This window comes from Fusobacterium perfoetens ATCC 29250 (assembly GCF_000622245.1).
In the GTDB taxonomy this organism is placed as follows: Bacteria; Fusobacteriota; Fusobacteriia; order Fusobacteriales; family Fusobacteriaceae; genus Fusobacterium_B; species Fusobacterium_B perfoetens.
On record NZ_JHXW01000004.1, the window covers coordinates 141,924 to 162,455 of the forward strand.

Genomic DNA, 20,532 nt, shown 5'->3' on the forward strand with positions numbered 1-20,532 from the left:
TTTATTTTTCCTCCATTAATTTTTTTAAAGTTCTTTTTACAAAAACTTCTGTTAATCTTTTACGATACTCTCCACTAGCTCTCATATTTGAATCAAATTTTAAATTTTCACTAACATATTTTGCAAACTTTTCTATATTTTCTTCAGAAAATTCTCCTAAAATATTTTCATTATCTTCTACTACTTTTGCTTTATAAGGTCTTGCTCCTATAACAGCATAGACTTTTTTATTTTCAGTAATTGTTACTCCACAAGTTATTACAGGAAAATTTGTAGCTTGATTTCTAAAAGCAGAATATCCTACTTTTCTTCCATCTTTTTTTATTATAATTCTTACTAATATATCTTTATCATAAGGCATATTTACAAAATCTTTTAAAGGAATTATTCCTCCCTTATACATTTCTACATAAGTATCTAAAGTAAGAAGAGAAGTTAAAATGTCTGAAAATCCAAATCTACTATAAATACTTCCACCTATTGTTACACAATTTCTAAATTGTACTCCTACTATATCTTTTAAACTATTTTTTAAAGCATTGTTTGTATATTCATTTAAAGAAACATTTTTTTCTATATCTCTAAGAGTTACCATACATCCTATAGTATATTTTTCTTCATCTTCCTCTATTTTATCTAATCCTAATTTTGATAAATCTATTGCTTTAACTATATTTCTATTTTGTAGCTTTAACCATCCTGTTCCACCAAGTATTACATTATTTACATTTTGATTTAATTTATATGCCTCTTCTAGTGATTCAACAGATACATATTCTTTTATTGTTAACATTTACCCACCACCTTTACTTTTATTTTAAATTTTTCCAAGAAAAAAGAGTTGATTTCTCCTAATTATCTAGTAATTAGAAAACAATTAATACTTTATCACAAAATTAATTGTTTTACTCAACTCTTTCACCTCTGTAATATATATTTGTATTTATTTTATCATTATTTCAACTACTTTGTAAAGATTATTTTTCTTTCTTTTTCTCTGGTAATATTAAATTTAATGTAGTTGCTATAACAAATGTCATAATAATTCCATTTTGTGCAAATATTTGTCCAACCCATTTTGGTAAATGTGCTAATACATCTGGTAAGTTTCCAATTCCTACTCCAAGTCCTAAAGAAATAGCAATTATTAATCCTTTTCTATCATCTATTTCATCTCTTAATAAAGATTTTAATCCACTAACAAATATCATAGCAAACATTACAACAGCTGCTCCTCCTAAAACAGATTGAGGCATTACTGTAAATATAGCACTTAATTTTGGTATAAATCCCATAAGAACTAAAACTATAGCTCCAGTTCCTATAACAAATCTATTAACAACCTTAGTTACTGCTACTAATCCAACATTTTGACTAAATGTTGTATTTGGCAATACTCCAAAGAAAGCAGCAATTAAACTTCCAAATCCATCAGCAATAACTCCACCAGATAATTCTTCATCTGTTGGTTCTCTGTCTAATCCTCCATTAGCTATTCCTGATAAATCCCCTACTGTTTCTACAGCTGTAGCCACATACATTATTAGCATAGCTATTATAGCATTTATATTAAATTCTATTCCTACTGGCATTACTTTTGGTAAGCTAAACCAAGCAGCCTCTTTTACAGCAGTAAAATCTACCATTCCCATTACTATTGCTAATATATATCCAATTACAATACTTATCAATATAGCAGAAGCACTTATAAATTTCTGTTTACATTGATTTAAAATAATTATCATTATAACAACAACTGTTCCTACTATTATATGTTTTGGGTCTCCAAACTCTGGAGTAAATCCTCCACCAAAGTATCTAATACCAACTGGTAATAATGATAATCCTATTGATATTACAACAAGACTTGTTACAATTGGCGGAAATAATTTTTTTAATGGTTTTATAAAATATCCTAGTACCATTTCAAATAAAGCTCCAATAACTGAGGCTCCCATTATAGCTCCATACCCATATGTTACTCCAATTGCTTTTGCTGTACCTAAAAATCCTGAACTTGTTCCCATAACTCCTGGTAATCCACTACCTATTTTCATAATAGGATAAATTTGAATAAGAGTTGTAATTCCAGCAATAAACATAGAATTTTGAATAAGAGCTGTTTTTAAGTTCAAATCCATTTGTAACATTCCACAAACTATAATAAGTGGAGAAATATTACCTAAAAACATAGCTAATAAATGTTGAATACCTAAAGGTAAGGCTGTTTTCAAAGGAACTTTTCCTTCTAATTGATAGATGTTTTCATTACTTACTTGTGACATTTTTACTCCTTATTTATATTAAATTTTTTTACTTTTTCAAAGGACAAAACATTATATCACATCTTTAAAATTTTACAAGAGATTTTTTAATTTTTCTAAAAATTTTTTAAAATGAAAGAGGACTGGAAAACTCAGTCCTCTTTCGTTAATTATTATTCATTTCTTAGGGTATTATTTTACAGCTATTAATTCTATTTCTACCTTTACATCTTTCGGTAATCTTGCTACTTCTACACAAGCTCTTGCTGGTTTTACTTCTCCTAAATATTCATTATACACTTCATTTATTGCTCCAAAGTCATCCATATTTTTTATGAAACATGTTGCTTTTACTACATCTTTAAATGTGTATCCTGCTTCATCTAATATTGCTTTTAAATTTTCTAATGATTGTCTTGTTTGAGCTTTTACATCATCTGATACCAATATCATTGTCTCTGGTACAAATGGTATTTGTCCTGATATATATAAAGTTTCATTTACCTCTACTGCTTGTGAATATGGTCCTAAAGCTGCTGGGGCTTTTGGTGTATTTATTATTCTTTTCATCTTTTTCTCCTTAAACTATTTTAATAATAACTAAATAAATTTAGTTTTTGTTTCACTTAAAGTTTCTGAACCATCTTTTGTTACTATTAAGTTTTGTTCATAGTTAACTGTTCCAAGTCCTGGTTGATATAATCCTTTTTCTATAGCTATATACATATTTTCTTCTAATATCATATCTTCTTCATGAATGAACCAAGGACGTTCCCAAGTTAATCCAATTCCATGTCCCCAATGAGGAGGGAAAGCTGCATATAATGTATTTTCATCTGTTTGTTCTGAAGATAAACTTACTCCTCTTTCTTCTAAGTATCTATCTCCAGCTTCACATAATTCTCTTACAGAAACTCCTGGTTTAACTAAACTCATAACATATTCACACGCATCTGTTACTATATCTATTGCTCTTTTTTGTTTTTCTGTAGGTTTTCCTCCAACCACAGTTGTTCTTCCAAAGTCACAAATATATCCTTCATAACATATAATAAAATCTACTTTAAATAATTCACCATCTTGTAATTTCCTATTACAATCATATCCAGGGAAATCAACACTATGAACGGCATCACTATGAGGTCCTGAACTTGTTACAATAAAGTATAAAACTGCTCCTTCTGAATATACTTTAGCCATAGCTGGTCCTATAACTTCTGCTTCAGTTTTTCCTGCTGCTACATTATTCATTATCATTTCTACTGCTTCTGTTCCAATTTCATTAGCTCTTCTAATAGATTCAATTTCCCTTGGTGATTTAACAAGTCTCATTTTAGAAAGAATATCGTCACATGGAACTAATTCTAATTCTGGCATTCTTTCTTTCATTTCTCTACCTATTTTCCAAGTAAGAGTATCTTCATACATAACTCCTACTTTTCCTATATCCATTTTTAATTCTTTAGCTGTATCTGCTACTAATTTAAAGAAATCTGTACTATATCTAATATCTTTAACAGCTACTAAATCTTTTCTATATTCTAATGTTGTTACTATAAGTACTGGTTCTCCCTCTTTAGGAATCATTAAAACACAATGAGATCTTCCTGTCCATAAAGGTGGTTGATCTGGTAAATAACATCTTTGTTGATAATGATTAGCAAAATAATCTACTCCAGCAAATCTATCCCAAGTTCCTCCTCCTCTAGACCAAATCATTACCCCATTAAGTCCTTGTTTTACTACTTCTTCTCTACACTTTTCTCTTCTTCTCTCAAATTCTTCAAATGGAACATTTTTAGCAAACATATTTCCTCCTATAATTTCTCTATATTATAATTTATAATATCATTATTGTTCTTCTTTCATTTTTTGATAAACTCTATGAAGACCCCAAGCAAAACCACCAAAATTTAACATTGCACAAACAATCATACATAAAATAGTACTAACTGGCATTTTAATCTCCTCCTCTTTTATTAATCTTGATGTTCTTCTGGAATTTCCGGATATCCTTCTATTACTGTATTCATATAATTATTTTCAGCACTTTCCCCTAATTTTTTATTAAATAATAATGTTATTATTATTAATAATCCAACTTGTAATATAACTGTTCCAAAACTATCAACTACAAATGGATTCCACCAATCATTTGGTCTAGCTTTCATAGCTCCAATTGCTGACCATACAAATAATATAATTATAGCTACTGGTGCTAGGAATCTAACTGATATATTCCACCATTTACCTATATATAATTCATTTTCTGGAATATTAATATATGAACGAGTTTTTTCTACTCCAAATTTCCATATTGCAAGACATGTAAATAAAGACCCTACTAATAAAGCCATTCCCCATACCCAATCTTGATTATTTACAAAATCTATGTCATAAGCTGAAAAGATTCCAATAGCAAATACTACAAAGAATATTATTGTTGTAGCTTTTTTTCTTGACATTTTCATATCCATTAAAGGAACAACTCCTGTATTAAAGAATATTACATTTGCTGTCATAGCTGCAAAGAATAATGATAAGAAGAATAAACATCCTAATATACGTCCACCAACCATTCCTCCAAATAATTGAGTTAAAGAAATAAATGTTAACCCATAGTTACCTGATCTACAAATCTCTTCTGCTACCTCAGGACTAGGAGCTAAAGCAAATAAAGCTGGTAATACAACAAACCCTGCTAATAATGCTGCTGAGTTATCTCCAACTCCTTGAAGGAATTCATTTAAAGCAACATCTGATTTAGCCTTAGTATAAACTCCCATTGTTATTACTAATCCAAATCCAGGTCCTACAGACCATGCTGATTGAGATAAAGCTTGTAACCAAGTATTAGAATCAAAGAAAGTATCTGGTGATATAGCAAATAAATATTTTAATCCCTCAACAGAACCTGGTAAAGTTAAAGCTCTTACTAACATTATCAATAAAACTATATATAATGCTGGAGTTAGCCATTTTCCTATTAATTCTATTCCTTTACTTATTTTTTGAGCAACAATTACTGCTGTTAAAAGAAGTAATCCTACAAATATTCCTACATTTATCCATCCATTTGAAACATTATCAAATAATTGAACTAATTCTTGTGTTGTTTTTCCTTCAAATCCTTTTAATGAAATAAATGCATATCTTAAACACCAACCCATAACAACTGTATAATATCCAGTTATAGCAACAGTAGTAGCTGCCATAAAAGCTCCCATCCAAGCATATTTTTTACCTATAAAATCTTTAAATGCTCCTGGTGCTCCGTGTCTTGTTAATCTTCCCATTACCATTTCTGCTGTAATAATAGGTATAGATATTGAAAATAATATTATTGTCCAAGCTAAAACAAATGAACCTCCTCCATTTAATGCAGCCATTCTTGGAAATCTCCATACATTTCCTGTTCCAACTGATGCTCCTATTAAAGTAAGGATTAATCCCCATCTTGATGAGAATACCTCTTGACTCTTATCTGACATAATTCCAACCCCTTTCTTTATTTTTATTATTTTAAATATGCTTTTAATATTGCATAATATCCTTCAATTCCTTTATAAGCTTGTTCTAATTCTATGTACTCATCTATTGTATGAGCTAAACTTTCTTTAGAAGGTCCATATCCAATAGTTTTTATTCCTAACTCCCCAGCATAATGAGAAGCATTTGTACAGAAATACCAACAACTTACAGGTGGCTCTTGTCCTATTTCTTTTAAAGCAGTTTTTGCTTTTTGAATATATTCTTCTTTTTCATCATAAATCCATCCAGGGAAAAATCTTTTACAAACTATATCATTTCCTGTCCAACATTTATCTTTTCCATCAGAATAACTTACTCTTGCTTTAAATTCATTATCTTCTTTAGTTAATTTATCTATAATATCTTGTATAGGTTTTAAAACATCTTCCATTGTTTCCCCTACAAGTAATCTTCTATCATAAGTAGCCATACAATAATCTGGTACAACTGATGCTCCAGGATATGGAGATGATTTTATATCTGTTAACTCCAGTACTCCATCTCCTAAGATTTTATGATGTGAAAATGGAATTTTTCTTATTTCTTCTATTAACTTCATCATTTTATAAACTGAATTTATTCCTTCTTGTGGATTTGAAGAGTGAGCTAGTTTTCCAAATGTTTCTACTACTATTTCTCCTCTTCCTTTTTGTCCTACTTTTAAATGAAGTTGTGAAGGTTCTCCTATAATAACATAATCTGGTTTAGCATATTTACTAATACTTCTTGCTGCAACTCCTTCGAAACATTCTTCATGTACAGAACCAGCAACAAATAATTCCCCAGCAAATTCTTTATTTAAATCTTTAGCTAAATATCCTCCTGCTAATGCCATTAGACATAAAGCACTTTTCATATCTGTGCTTCCTCTCCCATAAAGTTTTCCATCTGAAACTTCTCCTCCAAATGGTTCTTTAGTCCATTGACTTTCATTTACAGGAACTGTATCCATATGTCCTTCACATAAAATTCTTGGTCCTTCATATTTCCCTTTTACTGAAGCTATTACATTTCCATATTCATCTACATGAACTTTATCATATCCTAGTTCTAAAAATAATTTTTCTAAATATTTAGCAAATTCTCCTTCTTCTCCAGAATAACTTTTTATTTGAATAGCTTTTTGTAATACTTTTACTACTTCTTCTTTTCTTTCTTCTGTTAGCATTTCTTTGCCTCCGAAAATATTATTTATTATTATAAGCTCCATCCCAAACTACTTTTCTGTATCCTTCTACATCTGTATCTCCTTCTGTACTGATACAAAGTATTCTTGAATTTTCATCTATTTTTAATGCTTCCATTAATTCTTTATATTCTTCTTTTCTTTCTGATAAAATTGTAAATAGTCCTAATCCTACTGCTCCTGATTCTCCTGATATTACTCTTTGGTCATCTTTTAATGGACTTGATAATACTCTCATTCCTCTTGCTGCTACTTGGTCATCACATGAAACTGAAAAATCAGCATTATCTCTTAAAATTTTCCAACTTATTGTATTTGGTTCCCCACAAGCTAATCCTGCCATTATTGTTGTTAAATCTCCACCTACATTATGAGGATTTCCATCATTTGCTTCCATTGATTTATAAATACAGTTTGCTCCGTGTGGTTCACAAATTATTGTAATTGGTCTATCATCTCCATATAAATGAGCTAAGTATCCTTGAACTGCTCCTGCAAAAGAACCTACACCTGCTTGTAAAAATACATGAGTTGGTTTTTCTTCTCCAGCTTCTTTTAATTGTTCTATTACTTCATTTATTATTGTTGAATATCCTTGCATTATCCATAATGGTATTTCTTCATATCCATCCCAAGCTGTATCTTGTACCATTATCCAACCATAATCTTCTGCCCCTTTATTAGCTAATCTTACGGCATCATCATAATTTAAATCTGTAATAGTTACATCTGCCCCCTCTCTAGCTATTGCATCAAATCTCATTTTTGCTGAACCTTTTGGCATATAAACTACTGATTTTTGTTTTAATCTATTTGCCATCCAAGCTACTCCTCTTCCATGGTTACCATCAGTAGCTGTTATAAATGTTACATCTCCTAACTCTTTTTTTATTTCATCTGATATTAATACATTATAAGGAAGTTCATTTATATCTTTTCCTAATCTTTTACTTAAGTATTTTCCTATTGCATAAGAACCACCTAAAACTTTAAAAGCGTTTAATCCAAATCTTTTAGACTCATCTTTTAACCAAACTTTTTTTACTCCATAGTGCTCTGCTAAATTTTTTAAATCTACTAGTGGAGTTGGTTTGTAGTTTGGTAAACTTTTATGAAATTCATATACATCATGTATACTTTTATTATCAAATCCTATTAACTCAGATTTTTCATAATTTTCATCTCTACTTTTAGTATTATGAACCCATTTTATTAATTCCATTTTTTCCTCCTAAATTTCATTTAAAATTAATTGATTTATTAAAAGCATTTTCCATGCCAAAACTTAAATTTTATTTTTTGTATTAAAATAGTTTTTTTCTTTCTAAAATAAATTATTTTTCTTTTTAATATATTTATGTTCTTATCTCATTTTGATAATTTTTATATCATTTTGATAAAATATTTACTTTGCTTATTTTTAAAGTTTTTTTTATTACTAAAAAATATTTTATCGTTTTCTCATATCATTTTGATAAAAATATATATTTTTTTATAATTTAATGTGCTATAATACAATCAAATATTTTTTTTCAGAAAAAAGGAGCTAAAATGAAACTTTTAGAAAATATAAAAAATGATATAGAGCTTTATGCTGATGCCATATCTCAATTAATTGGTATTGATGTTGAAATTATGGGAAAAAATTTTAAAAGATTAGTTGGAACAGGGCTTCTTAAAGACAAAGTTGGACAAAATATGTATCAAGACTCTCATGTTTATAGAAGTGTTCTTTATTCTGGAGAACTTTGTATTATCATAAATCCAAGAGAAGAAGAAATTTGTAAAACATGTCCATCAAGAGAAATATGTAAAGAAACATTAGAAATATCTACTCCTATTTTTTTTAATGAAGATATTGTTGGAGTTATTGGTTTAATTTGTTTTGACCAAAAGCAAAAAGAAAATTTTTTACTAAAAAAAGATTTATATATTAATTTTATAAAACAAATTTCTCTTTCCATTACTTCTAGATTACATCAAGAAAATGAAAAAATTATAGCTAAAAATAATAATGAGTTACTTCTTAATATTATAGATAGAATTCCTGACTCTATTATTATTACAAATGAAGATAAAAAAATAGAAATGATAAATAAGAGTGGCCTTACTCTTCTAAAAAATATAAATTCTAATTCAAAAATAAAAATAAATAATGAAACTAAAATGTCTGATAAAAAAGAATTTTCTTTAGAATATAACAATACTACTCATGATGTAATTGGAGATATTATCGAAATAAATAATAGTACAGATAATTCTAAAACTCTTTATATATTTCAAGAGTCTGATAAATTTAGAACTTACCTTCAACAAATAAATACTAATCTTTCTAAAAATTTTATTTTCTCTTCACCAGAAATGAGTTTAATATATTCTAAAATTTATAAAGTAGCTAAAACTACTTCTACTGTATTTATTACAGGAGAAAGTGGTACTGGAAAAGAAGTAGTTGCTAGATTGATTCATTCTAACAGTGATAGAAAAGACAAACCTTTCATTGCAGTAAATTGTGGAGCCATTCCAGATTCTTTAATTGAAAGTGAATTTTTCGGATATGTTAAAGGAGCTTTTACAGGAGCTAATCCAAATGGAAAAATTGGTTTTTTTGAACAGGCTAATGAGGGAACTATATTTTTGGATGAAATTGGAGATATGCCTCTTTCTCTTCAAGTTAAACTTTTAAGAGTTTTACAAGAAAAAGTTATTTGTCCTATTGGTTCAAATAATTCTAAAAAAATAGATATTAGAGTTATTGCTGCTACTAATAGAGAGCCTGAAGAATTAGTTAAAGAAAATAAATTTAGAGAAGATTTATATTATAGATTAAATGTTTTTCCTATAGATATTCCTCCTTTAAGAAATAGAAAAAAAGATATTGAAGATTTAGCTAAATATTTTATAAGAAAATATTCTAAGCTTTTTAATAGAAGTAATATTAAAATTTCTGATGAAGTTATGGAATTTTTTCAATCTTATAGTTGGCCAGGAAATATTAGAGAGTTAAAAAATGTTACAGAATATATAGTCAATGTTATAGAGGAAAAAGATAATGAAATTCTCTTAAAACATCTTCCAAATAAACTTTTTAAATCTTCAAATATTATTGAAGATAAAACTTTAGCAGAAATTGAAAAGGAAACTATTCAAAATCTCTTAATTAAATATGGTTCTTCTTCTAAAGATAAAGAAAAAATATCTGAAATACTTGATATTGGAATTGCCACTTTATATAGAAAAATAAAATTGTATAATTTATAAAAAAATAAGCTAGAAAATTTTTCTAGCTTATTTTTTCTAAAACTTAAAATCTCCACTTTTTCCACCAGATTTATTTAAAAGATGGATATCTGAAATACTCATTCTTTTATCTACACTTTTACACATATCATAAATTGTAAGGGCGGCTACATTTACTCCTGTTAGAGCTTCCATTTCCACACCTGTTTCTCCAACTGTTTTAGCTGTAGAATAAATATGAATTTCACACTCTTCTTCTTTTATTTCAAATTTTATTTCACATCCACTTATAAAAATTGGATGACACATTGGAATTATTTCACTAGTTTTTTTCATTCCCATTATTCCAGCTACTCTTGCTACTCCTAAAACCTCTCCTTTTTTCATCTGATTATTAATAAGTTTTGAAATAATTTCTTTTGAAACTTTTACTTTTCCAAAAGCTGTAGCCTCTCTTTTAGTTTTATTTTTTTCACTTACATCTACCATATAAGCTTTCCCATCTTTATTAAAATGTGTAAAATCCATTTTTTCCTCCTAAATTATTTCAACAATATCTCCCTCTTTTATAATTCCACCTGAAATAACTTTTGCAAATATTCCCTCTCTTGGCATTATACAATCACCAACTTTTTTAAATATTTCACAATGAGAATGACATTCTTTTCCTATTTGAGTAACTTCTAAAACTATATCATTTATTTTTAATTTTGTTCCAATAGGAATGTTAACTAAATTTAAACCAGAAACAATAAGATTTTCTCCAAAAGAACCATCTATTACTTCTCCACCTCTTTTTTTGAAATCTTCGATTTTTTCATAAGAAAGTAAGCTTATTTGTCTATGCCAATTTCCTCCATGTGCATCATTCTTTAATCCAAATCCCTCTACTATTTCACATTCATGAATATTTTTTTTATCAGTTCCCTTTTTTTCACTGATACAGACAGCCTTAATTTTCCCTTTTAAACCTTTCATTGACATTTTATCCACCTATCTCATTCATATTTTTTCTTTCTTCATCAATATTTTCTTTTCCAAAAAGATGTTTTTCAGGTTTTTTATTTATTTCAATCTTTAAAATATTTTCTATCTCTTCATCAGATTTTAAATAATCTTTTATATTAATATTACTTTTCATATTTAAACATCTTTTTATTTCACCAGTAGAAGTTATTCTTATTTTATTGCAATTTTCACAAAAACAGTTATTAATAGGACTAATAAATCCTATTTTTCCTTTACCATCTACCAATTTATAATATTCACTAACACCTTTTATTTGAAAAAAATCCTTTTGAAATCCATATATCTCTTCTAAATTTTTATAGATTTCTTTATTATTTATTCCTTTATATTTCTTTCCTTCTCCCATAGGCATTAGTTCAATAAACCTTACATCTATATTATATTTTTTAGTTATTTCTCCTAAATCAATTATAGAATTTTCATTTATGCCTTTCATTATTACAGAATTTATTTTTATTTCAAATCCCATACCCTTAGCTTTTAATAATCCAGATATTACTTTATCTAAATTTCCACCTCTTGTTATTTTTTTAAACAACTCTTTTTCTAAAGTATCAAGACTTATATTTATTCCCTTTAAACCAGCCTTTTTTAAGTCCTCTAATTTTTCTTCCAATAAAATTCCATTAGTAGTAATATATATTTCATCTATTCCTAAAAATTTTATTTCTTTTACTATTTCAATTAAATCTTTTCTAAGTAAAGGCTCTCCACCTGTTAATCTAATTTTATTTATTCCAAGTTTTATAGCATTTTTTACAATTTTTAATATTTCTTCTAGAGAAAGTTCTTCTTCTTCTATATGTTCTGTTTTTTCTGGCAAACAGTAAATACATTTTAAATTACAATTTTTTGTTAAAGATATTCTTAAATAGTTTATTTCTCTTCCTGAATTATCTTTCATCTTTTATCACTTTCTTTTTTCCATATTTTTTATATAAAACTTTAACTAATACTACAACTATTACAATAGAAATAATTATTGATGAATATTTTTCTAATAACACCAATCCCTCTTCCCATTTATCTTCCATAACTCTTCCTATATATATTAGAATAGTATTCCAAATTAAACTTCCTACTCCTGTATAAAAAATAAATTTTTTTATCTCCATTTTTTGCATTCCAGCTGGAATAGAAATAAGACTTCTAACTACAGGAATACATCTACCTATAAATACACTTAAAGTATTATATTTTTCAAAATATTTTAATGTTTTATTTATATCTCCTGATTTAAAACCCAACCTTTTTATCCACTTTTTTTCCAAAAAACTTTCTAATTTTTCTATAGAAATTTTTTTCCCAACATAATATAACATTAAAGCTCCAAGTACTGAGCCTACTGTTGAAAGTATTACCATCAAGAAGAAATTTAATTCTAATTTTTTTGAAATAAATCCTCCAAAAACTAAAATTAACTCTGATGGAATTGGCGGAAATACATTTTCTAAGAAAATTAAAAAACATATTCCTATATAGCTAAAATTTGTTAAAATTTTTATAATATAATCTTCCATTTTTCTCCCTTAAATTTTTTGAATTCAGAATATTATATCATATTTATCTATTAATTAATATCTATTTTCTTGCACAGTCACTTGTAGTTCCTAATAATATTTCTAGTCCATGTTTCAATTCATCTACTATATATTCTAATGACTCCCTAACAGCCTTTGGACTTCCAGGTAAATTTATAATTAAAGTATCTTTTCTTATTCCTGATGTGGCTCTTGATAACATTGCTCTTTTTGTTATTCCCATAGAATAATTTCTTATTGCTTCAGAAATTCCAGGAGTTCTTCTCTCAATAATTTCTTCTGTAACTTCTGGAGTCACATCTCTTTTGGAAAAACCTGTTCCACCTGTTGTTAAAATTAAATTTGCTATATTATTATCACAAATACTTATTAAATTTTCTTTTATAATCTCCTTTTCATCTGGGATTAAAATTTTTTTTACAATTATATATCCTTTTTTTAACATTATTTCTTCAATAACTTTAGTAGATAAATCTTCTCTTTCTCCTTGAAAACCCTTATCACTCATACAAATTATTGCTACTTTAAACATTCATTTTTCTCCTTTTCTTTTTATTATATCATATTTTTTATTGCTCTTGATATATTTCAATTTATTTGTTAAAATTAATCTGAAAGAGGTGATTTTATGAAAAAAATTTTTAAATTCCTATTATTATTTAGTATTATTTGTTTTTCTGTTTATTCTAAAGATTTAAAAAAAGAGATTACTATAAGTGCTGCTGCTAGCCTTAAAGAAGTAATGAATGAATTAATATTAAAATTTCAAGAAGAAAATGAAGATATTCAAATTAACTTAAATCTTGGTGGGTCTGGTGCTTTAAAAAATCAAATTATTGGTGGAGCTCCTGTAGATATTGTTTTCTTTGCTTCTCAAAGTGATTTAGATGACCTTAATTCTAAAGGTTTAGTAGAAAATAATTTTCATAAAAACATTTTAAAAAATAGAATGGTTATTGCTGGGCAAAAAGAAATAACTTCACTAGAAGAAATTTTAAATCATAAAATAGCTATAGGTACTCCTGAAACTGTTCCAGCTGGAAAATATGCAAAAGAAATTTTAATAAATGAAAAACTATGGAACAAAATTCAAAATAATCTTATTTTTTCAAAAGATGTTAGAAGTGCTATGCAATATGTAGAATTATCTGAAGTCGATTTTGCTTTTATATATAAAACTGATGCTAAACTTCTAAAAAACTCTAAAATTTCTTATGTTATTCCAGAAAATTTACATAAACCAATAATTTATAGTTATGGAATTATTAAAGATAAAGCTTCTGATGAAACTATAAAATTCTATGAATTTTTATCATCTCAAGAAGCTCAAAAATATTATGAAAAATATAATTTTGAAATGGCAGAAAAATAGTGATTTTATATGTTGAATAATCAAATAAATATAATATTATTAACTCTAAAAATTTCTATTATTTCAACTTTTATTGTAGCTATATTTTCTATATTTTTAGTTTGGTTTCTCGAAAAAGTTAGTTTAAAAATAAAAAACATTATCGAAATGTTTATTAATATTTCTCTTTTTATATCTCCAAGTGTTTTAGGATATATCCTTATTTTAATTTTAGGAAAGAAAGGATTTATAGGTTCTTTTTTATATAATAACTTTAATATAACTGTAATGTTTTCTTGGTGGGCCGGAATAATTACTGCTTCTATAGTTTCTTTACCTCTTATGTATAATAATGTAAAAACTGGTATAAGTTCTTTAGACCCTATTTATGGAGAAGTTGCTAAACAACTTGGAGCTACTGATTTTCAAATTTTAAAAAAAATTACAATTCCATTAATAAAAAGAAATATTTTAGCTGGTATGGTTCTATCTTTTGGAAGAGCTATGGGGGAGTTTGGAGCTACTCTTATGCTTGCTGGAAATATTCCAAATAAAACTCAAACTATTTCTATGGCCATTTATTCAGCTGTTGAAAGTGGTGACTCTCAAACAGCTAATTTTTTTCTTGGAATTATTTTAATAATTAGTTTTTTAGTAATGATAGTTTACAATTATTTATTTCAAAAAGAAAGGAAAATATATGAAAAAAATTAAAACTGTAGATGCTGTTGGTTATGTTTTACAACATGATATTACTGAAATTGTTCCTGGAGAATTTAAAGGAAGAGCTTTTAAAAAAGGACATATTATTACAGAAGAAGATATTCCAAAGTTACTAAAACTTGGTAAAGATAATATATTTGTTTTTGAATTAGGTGATACAGGAGTTCATGAAAACGAAGCTGCTATTATATTAGGAAAACTTGGTAAAGGAAATAACATAACTTTAGGAAAAGAAGTTAAAGAGGGAAAAATAAATTTTTATGCTGAAACAGATGGAATCTTAAAAGTTGATGTTGATAAACTTTTAGAACTTAATATGCTTGGAGAAATATCTTTTGCTACTTTACCCAATAATATTTCTGTAAAAAAAGGTGAATTAGTAGCTGGAGCTAGAGTTATTCCTCTTGTTATTAATAAGTCAAAAATGGATACAGCCCAAGAAATTATTAAAGAACCTTTACTAAAAATAAACCCATACCAAAAATATAAAGTTGGTATTATCACTACAGGAAATGAAGTTTTTTATGGTAGAATTGAAGATAAATTTGGAAAAGTTATTATAGATAAATTAAGTGAATTTGATTGTGAAATTATAGGACAAACTCTTTGTCCTGATGACAAAGAAATTATAAAAAGTAAAGCAACAGAATTTTTAAATAAAGGAGCTAATATGCTTATTTTTACTGGTGGTATGTCTGTTGACCCTGATGACTTGACTCCATCTTCTATTATTGAAATGGGTGGAGAATTAATTTCTTATGGTGCTCCTGTCCTTCCAGGTTCTATGTTTTTACTTTCTTACTTAGATGATATTCCTATGATGGGACTTCCTGGTTGTGTAATGTTTGCCAAAAGAACTGTTTTTGATTTAGTTCTTTCAAGAGTAATGACTGGAGAAAAATTAAATAAGAAAGACATTATGTTATATGGTGCTGGTGGACTTTGTCAAAGTTGTGATGTTTGTCACTACCCTAATTGTTCTTTTGGAAAATAATCTTTAATAAAAAAGCTGTTACAAACTTTTAAAATGTAACAGCTTTTTTGTATAAATTTTTTATAAATAATTTTATTATTTATCTTTCAATTATTATATTTTTTTAGTTAATATTTATTTTCTATTAAAATTAATTAAACACCCTGCTTTTATAATTTCTTTTTCTGTTTCAGTTAAATTAGAAATATATAAAATAATTTCTTGAATATCATTTCCTAATACATAAGCTGGTATTTCTTTCATATCACCCTTTAACATTTCTTTTATATTAGGAATATATATATAATCATCTACATCAAATACAGGAGTTTCCTTCATTTGGAAAGGAAGCATTCCCCAGTTAATTAAATTAGAACGATAACGTTTTGTAGCATACTCTTCACAAATATTTGCTAATGCTCCCAAAACTCTTTGACATGAAGCAGCTTGTTCTCTAGCTGACCCATCTCCTGGTTTTACAGCATAAATAGTACTTCCTATTTGAATATCTTTTAATGTTATTTCTCCTTGTCCTGGTATTTTCTTTATTTTTTTAACCACTTCAATTAATTCTTTATCTTCAGTATTATTTTTTCTTTCATCCTCTAATTTTCTAATATTTTTTGCTTTAGTTACATAATTAGGGTCTCTTCTTGATAAAGTAAATTCAGCAAGTCCTAATGGATTTGAACGATATGATGAAGTTTCTCCAGAAGGTATTAACTCATCTGTAGTAGTTACTGGATCCATTATTTTAGAACATACTTTTAAAAGAATATTATCTGATAATTTATCCATTTCTGGCCAATCTTTTATATTTGGCCCATACTTTAATTCCTCTTCATAATTTCCTTTATTAAATCCATAATATACTCTATTTTTATAAGAAGTTTCATCATAATTATATTCTGGAATATTGTGTTCTTTGTAAAGAGTTTCTGCTGATGTTAATATTCCTCCATTTGCAGCTGTTGCAGCAATAGATCTAGCATCCATAAGTGCTACTGCTGACATTTGTCCTACTCCTGGTTTTGAACCTTCTCTATTAGGGAAGTTTCTTGTTGTATGACGAATACTTAATCCATTATTTGTTGGAGTATCTCCTGCCCCAAAACAAGGTCCACAAAATGCTGTTCTAATTATAACACCAGAATTTGTTAAATCTGTTATTACACCTTTTTTTAGTAAATCTGTAAAAACTGGTTGAGAAGAAGGATATACAGAAAGAGAAAATTCTCCATTTCCACAACTTTTTCCTTCTAAATAATTTACAGCTTCTACTAAATTAGTATAATTTCCTCCTGCACATCCTGCTATTATTCCTTGTTGAACCATAATTTTTCCATCAACTATTTTATCAGTTAGAGAAAGAATTCTCTTTCCTGTTAAACTTTCTGCTTCTTCCTCAACTTTCTTAAGAATTTCATAAGGATTTTTATTAAGTTCGTCTATTTCATAAACATTACTTGGATGAAATGGTAGTGCAATCATAGGTTTTACTGTATTTAAGTCTACATAAACACATCCATCATAGTATGCTATATCTTTTGGATTTAATTCTTTATATTCATCCTCTCTTCCGTGTAATTTTAAAAATTCTCTAGTATCTTTATCTGTTCTCCAAATAGAAGATAAACATGCAGTTTCTGTAGTCATAACATCAATACCATTTCTAAAGTCAGTTGTCATAGTACTAACTCCTGGTCCTACAAATTCTACTATTTTATTTTTTACATATCCTTTTTTAAATACTGCTCCTATTATCGCTAAAGCAATATCTTGAGGTCCAACCCAAGGTTTTGCTTTTCCATCTAAGTAAACAGCTATAACTTCTGGATATGCTATATCATAAGTTTGTTTTAGAAGTTGTTTTACTAATTCTCCTCCACCTTCTCCTATTGCTATTGTACCAAGAGCTCCATATCTTGTATGTGAGTCAGAACCTAAAATCATTTTTCCACATCCAGCAAATTTTTCTCTCATAAATTGATGAATAACTGCTATATGTGGTGGTACATATATTCCACCATATTTTTTGGCTGCTGATAAACCAAACATATGGTCATCCTCATTTATAGTCCCTCCTACAGCACAAAGAGAATTATGACAATTTGTTAAAACATAAGGAATCGGAAATTTTTTCATTCCTGATGCTTTTGCTGTTTGTATTATCCCTACAAAAGTTATATCATGAGATGCCATTGCATCAAATTTCATTTTTAAATTCTTCATATCCTCATTTTTATTATGAGATTCTAAAATAGAATAAGCTATAGTTCCTTTTTTTGCCTCTTCTTTAGAAACATTACTTTCTGTTACAATTTCTTTCCCATTTAATAAATAAATACCACTTTCATAAAGTTTAACCATCAAAAACTCCTCCTTAAACTATATTATAATGCTTAAAATAATACTAAAAATAGTAGATGATATTAACGCTAAAGGGGTTCCTTTAAATAAAAGTTCTCCAAAAAGTCCATCTCTTTCTTCTTCTGTAGCAGCTCCTAATATCAAACTTCCTCCAGATGAGAAAGGAGAAATTGAAGTAGCTTGAGCACCAACTATTATTGCTACAAATAAAATAGTAGGATTTAACTCTGTTGCTTCTGCTATTGATGGAACAATAGGGAATAGTGCTGGTGCTACAACACCTAAAGTACTACTAAATGAAGACATTATTCCTCCTACAATACAAAGAATTATTGGTATTAAAAATTTTGGTATATTAGTTCCTATCCAACTAGAAAGTATTTCTATAGTTCCTGCTTTTATAGCCACTGATATTAACATTCCTACACCACAAATCATAATAAGAGTATTCCATGGAACTTTTGCTATTATTTCTTTTTCTTTTCCTAATTTCATTAAAAATGCTATTATTGTAAATATTATTGCTACTAAACCTATATCTAATTTTGAATTTATAAATTTTATAATTTCATTTGTTGGAAACATAGTATTTAATATAGGAAATATTAAAACTAAAAATACCATTGTAAATATTAATTTTAATGTAGTCTTTTGTATTACATCAAATTTTTCTGGCACTTCAATATCTAAATTCTTATTCCCTGACATTTTATATTTATCTTTTAAAATTAAAATACTTAATACTACAATTGGTATTATAATAGTAGAAATAAAAATAGTTGTTGTATATGAAAAAGAATCTTGATATCCTGCATTTTCTATAAGTCCTTTAAAAATTATCCCACTAGCACTAGTCATAAAATTAGCCCCTGCTAAAGAACCATAATTTACAGCTAATGCTCCTGTTAATTTACTTAATCCTGTTCTTTCACATAATATTAATGTTAAAGGTCCAAAAAAAGCTAATACTGTAAAATATCCTGCCCCTAATCCTGCTATTAAAGTAGCTGAAAAGAAAATAGCAAATGGTAATAAATGTGGTACTTTTCTAGTCTTATATAACATATGTTGAGATAATTTTTCTAATGTTCCATTTGTCATTGGAAAGTTATAAAATAATGAAACTGAAAAAATAACAAAGAAAATTTTTATTGGCCACATAACTATTACTTTTGACGCACTTAGATCAAGCATAAAACATCCTATTAAATAAGCAAACCCTATAGCAAAAAGGCCTGTATTTATTTTAGTTTTGTATCCTAAAGCAATAGATATAGCTATTGCTAAAACAATTAAAAAACTTATCATTAACTTTCCTCCTGTTATTCTATTCCTAATAATTTAGCTGCATTTTTTATTGTCATTATTTCTAATTCCTCTTTTGAAATACCTCTATCATATAAATATTGCATATATTCTTCAAAAGCAATTTCCCAATTAGGATTTTCTACTTGTCCTCCATCTGTATCTACAATAATGTTATTACATCCAACTTTTTTTATAACTTCATAATTATCTTCTAAATTACTTTTGTAAACTCCTCCTCCCATAGGTTGAGCATAACATCTTTCTAAATAAACATCATATTCTTTAACTATTTTTATTTGATCTTCATGTGACATTCCAACAACCCAAAACTCTGGATGAGTAATTACAATTTTATTTAATCCCATTTCTTTAGCACGCTTTACTAAAATAAATATTTCCTCTGGTGAAATGTGTCCTGTTCCCAAAATAGCATCGTATTTTATTATAAGTTTTATAATTTCCTCTACTTCTGGTAAAACCCTCTTATTTTTATCTATACATTTTATTCCACCAATTTTTCCATAAGCTTTCAAATGATTTTCTGCATATGTTGTTGGCATCCAAACAATTTTTGCTCCTAATTTTAAAGCTGTCTCTACTGCAACTACATTAAATCCTCCCACTGCTGCATTTAACGTAATCCCACCAAACATTTGAAAATTGTTATCTCCATATACTTTCTTATTGTACTCATTCACTAAATATGCTCTATCCATTGTAGTCCCATGATGAGTTTTTATTACTATTGCTCTTGCCCCTACTCTTCTTCCAGCTTCCATTAATTGAAAATCAGTATATGCCCTTTCTCTAATATCAGGATGAGAATGTACATGTAAATCAATAACACCTTTTAATGAAACTTTATCCATAAAAAACCTCCTCATTTTGTATACAATTATTCTTTTATCCAATATAACATTTTTTTTTATATTTGTCAATAATCATTTATTTTTTGTATATTAATAGTTTTTTATAGATAAAAAAAATACACCTTTCTTTTTAAATTTTAAAATAAA

At 27.4% G+C, this 20,532-nt stretch carries 19 protein-coding genes; 4 read left to right on the plus strand and 15 right to left on the minus strand.

All coding sequences use genetic code 11. The features are described from left to right. Position 1: 1 nt before the first annotated feature. From T364_RS0101990 to dpaL, 7 genes are all read right to left on the minus strand, one after another. A complete protein-coding gene (locus tag T364_RS0101990) occupies positions 2-793 on the minus strand; it encodes an FAD binding domain-containing protein (RefSeq protein WP_027128083.1) in 792 nt (263 codons plus the stop codon). A gap of 184 nt (positions 794-977) precedes the next feature. Then, positions 978-2,285: a uracil-xanthine permease family protein gene (locus T364_RS0101995; protein ID WP_027128084.1), complete on the minus strand. Its 1,308-nt coding sequence runs from the start codon at positions 2,283-2,285 to the stop codon at positions 978-980. Positions 2,286-2,456: 171 nt separating this feature from the next. Beyond that, on the minus strand, positions 2,457-2,834 hold the full coding sequence (locus T364_RS0102000; protein WP_027128085.1) for a RidA family protein: 378 nt from the start codon (positions 2,832-2,834) through the stop codon (positions 2,457-2,459). A 30-nt stretch (positions 2,835-2,864) separates the two neighbouring features. Then, on the minus strand, positions 2,865-4,073 hold the full coding sequence (locus T364_RS0102005) for a M24 family metallopeptidase (RefSeq protein WP_027128086.1): 1,209 nt from the start codon (positions 4,071-4,073) through the stop codon (positions 2,865-2,867). 170 nt (positions 4,074-4,243) lie between these two features. After that, positions 4,244-5,755, minus strand: coding sequence for a sodium-dependent transporter (locus T364_RS0102015; protein WP_027128087.1), 1,512 nt, complete (start codon positions 5,753-5,755; stop codon positions 4,244-4,246). A 26-nt stretch (positions 5,756-5,781) separates the two neighbouring features. Continuing rightward, positions 5,782-6,963 (minus strand): YgeY family selenium metabolism-linked hydrolase, encoded by a 1,182-nt coding sequence (locus T364_RS0102020; RefSeq protein ID WP_027128088.1) that lies wholly within the window; start codon positions 6,961-6,963, stop codon positions 5,782-5,784. Between the two features lie 19 nt (positions 6,964-6,982). Then, positions 6,983-8,203, minus strand: coding sequence for a diaminopropionate ammonia-lyase (gene dpaL, locus T364_RS0102025; RefSeq protein WP_027128089.1), 1,221 nt, complete (start codon positions 8,201-8,203; stop codon positions 6,983-6,985). A gap of 329 nt (positions 8,204-8,532) precedes the next feature. Between dpaL and T364_RS0102030 the strand changes: the two genes are divergently transcribed. After that, complete coding sequence (locus T364_RS0102030) at positions 8,533-10,242, plus strand: sigma-54 interaction domain-containing protein (RefSeq protein WP_027128090.1); 1,710 nt, start codon at positions 8,533-8,535, stop codon at positions 10,240-10,242. Positions 10,243-10,278: 36 nt separating this feature from the next. On the opposite strand, the gene moaC is transcribed toward T364_RS0102030, so the two are convergent. The 5 genes from moaC to T364_RS0102055 all read right to left on the minus strand — a co-directional run bounded on the left by moaC (position 10,279) and on the right by T364_RS0102055 (position 13,323). Then, positions 10,279-10,749: a cyclic pyranopterin monophosphate synthase MoaC gene (moaC, locus tag T364_RS0102035; protein WP_027128091.1), complete on the minus strand. Its 471-nt coding sequence runs from the start codon at positions 10,747-10,749 to the stop codon at positions 10,279-10,281. Between the two features lie 9 nt (positions 10,750-10,758). Then, positions 10,759-11,205 carry an MOSC domain-containing protein gene (locus tag T364_RS0102040; RefSeq protein WP_245596514.1) on the minus strand — a complete coding sequence of 149 codons (447 nt, stop codon included), beginning with the start codon at positions 11,203-11,205 and terminating at the stop codon, positions 10,759-10,761. 1 nt (position 11,206) lies between these two features. Further along, positions 11,207-12,154: a GTP 3',8-cyclase MoaA gene (gene moaA / locus T364_RS0102045; protein ID WP_027128093.1), complete on the minus strand. Its 948-nt coding sequence runs from the start codon at positions 12,152-12,154 to the stop codon at positions 11,207-11,209. Then, on the minus strand, positions 12,144-12,770 hold the full coding sequence (locus T364_RS0102050; protein WP_027128094.1) for a DedA family protein: 627 nt from the start codon (positions 12,768-12,770) through the stop codon (positions 12,144-12,146). Before T364_RS0102050 ends, moaA begins: the two co-directional genes overlap by 11 nt. Positions 12,771-12,831: 61 nt before the next feature. After that, complete coding sequence (locus T364_RS0102055; protein WP_027128095.1) at positions 12,832-13,323, minus strand: MogA/MoaB family molybdenum cofactor biosynthesis protein; 492 nt, start codon at positions 13,321-13,323, stop codon at positions 12,832-12,834. Between the two features lie 96 nt (positions 13,324-13,419). On the opposite strand from T364_RS0102055, the gene modA reads away from it, so the two are divergent. From modA to T364_RS0102070, 3 genes are read left to right on the plus strand one after another with little or no spacing between them, the layout of a single operon-like run. Then, positions 13,420-14,163 (plus strand): molybdate ABC transporter substrate-binding protein, encoded by a 744-nt coding sequence (modA, locus tag T364_RS0102060; RefSeq protein WP_027128096.1) that lies wholly within the window; start codon positions 13,420-13,422, stop codon positions 14,161-14,163. Positions 14,164-14,172: 9 nt separating this feature from the next. Next, positions 14,173-14,856 carry a molybdate ABC transporter permease subunit gene (modB, locus tag T364_RS0102065; RefSeq protein ID WP_027128097.1) on the plus strand — a complete coding sequence of 228 codons (684 nt, stop codon included), beginning with the start codon at positions 14,173-14,175 and terminating at the stop codon, positions 14,854-14,856. Further along, the gene (locus T364_RS0102070) at positions 14,843-15,859 is read left to right on the plus strand and encodes a molybdopterin-binding protein (protein WP_027128098.1); all 1,017 of its coding nucleotides are present in this window, start codon (positions 14,843-14,845) and stop codon (positions 15,857-15,859) included. The genes modB and T364_RS0102070 overlap by 14 nt, the downstream gene beginning before the upstream one ends. A gap of 114 nt (positions 15,860-15,973) precedes the next feature. Here the strand turns inward: T364_RS0102070 and T364_RS0102075 are convergent, their stop codons facing one another. Genes T364_RS0102075 through T364_RS0102085 form a run of 3 tightly spaced genes read right to left on the minus strand, consistent with a single transcriptional unit; the run spans position 15,974 to position 20,385 of the window. Further along, complete coding sequence (locus tag T364_RS0102075) at positions 15,974-18,208, minus strand: hydratase (RefSeq protein WP_027128099.1); 2,235 nt, start codon at positions 18,206-18,208, stop codon at positions 15,974-15,976. Positions 18,209-18,226: 18 nt separating this feature from the next. After that, complete coding sequence (locus tag T364_RS0102080; protein WP_027128100.1) at positions 18,227-19,516, minus strand: SLC13 family permease; 1,290 nt, start codon at positions 19,514-19,516, stop codon at positions 18,227-18,229. Positions 19,517-19,530: 14 nt separating this feature from the next. Beyond that, positions 19,531-20,385 (minus strand): DUF6282 family protein, encoded by an 855-nt coding sequence (locus tag T364_RS0102085; protein ID WP_027128101.1) that lies wholly within the window; start codon positions 20,383-20,385, stop codon positions 19,531-19,533. Positions 20,386-20,532: the final 147 nt, after the last annotated feature.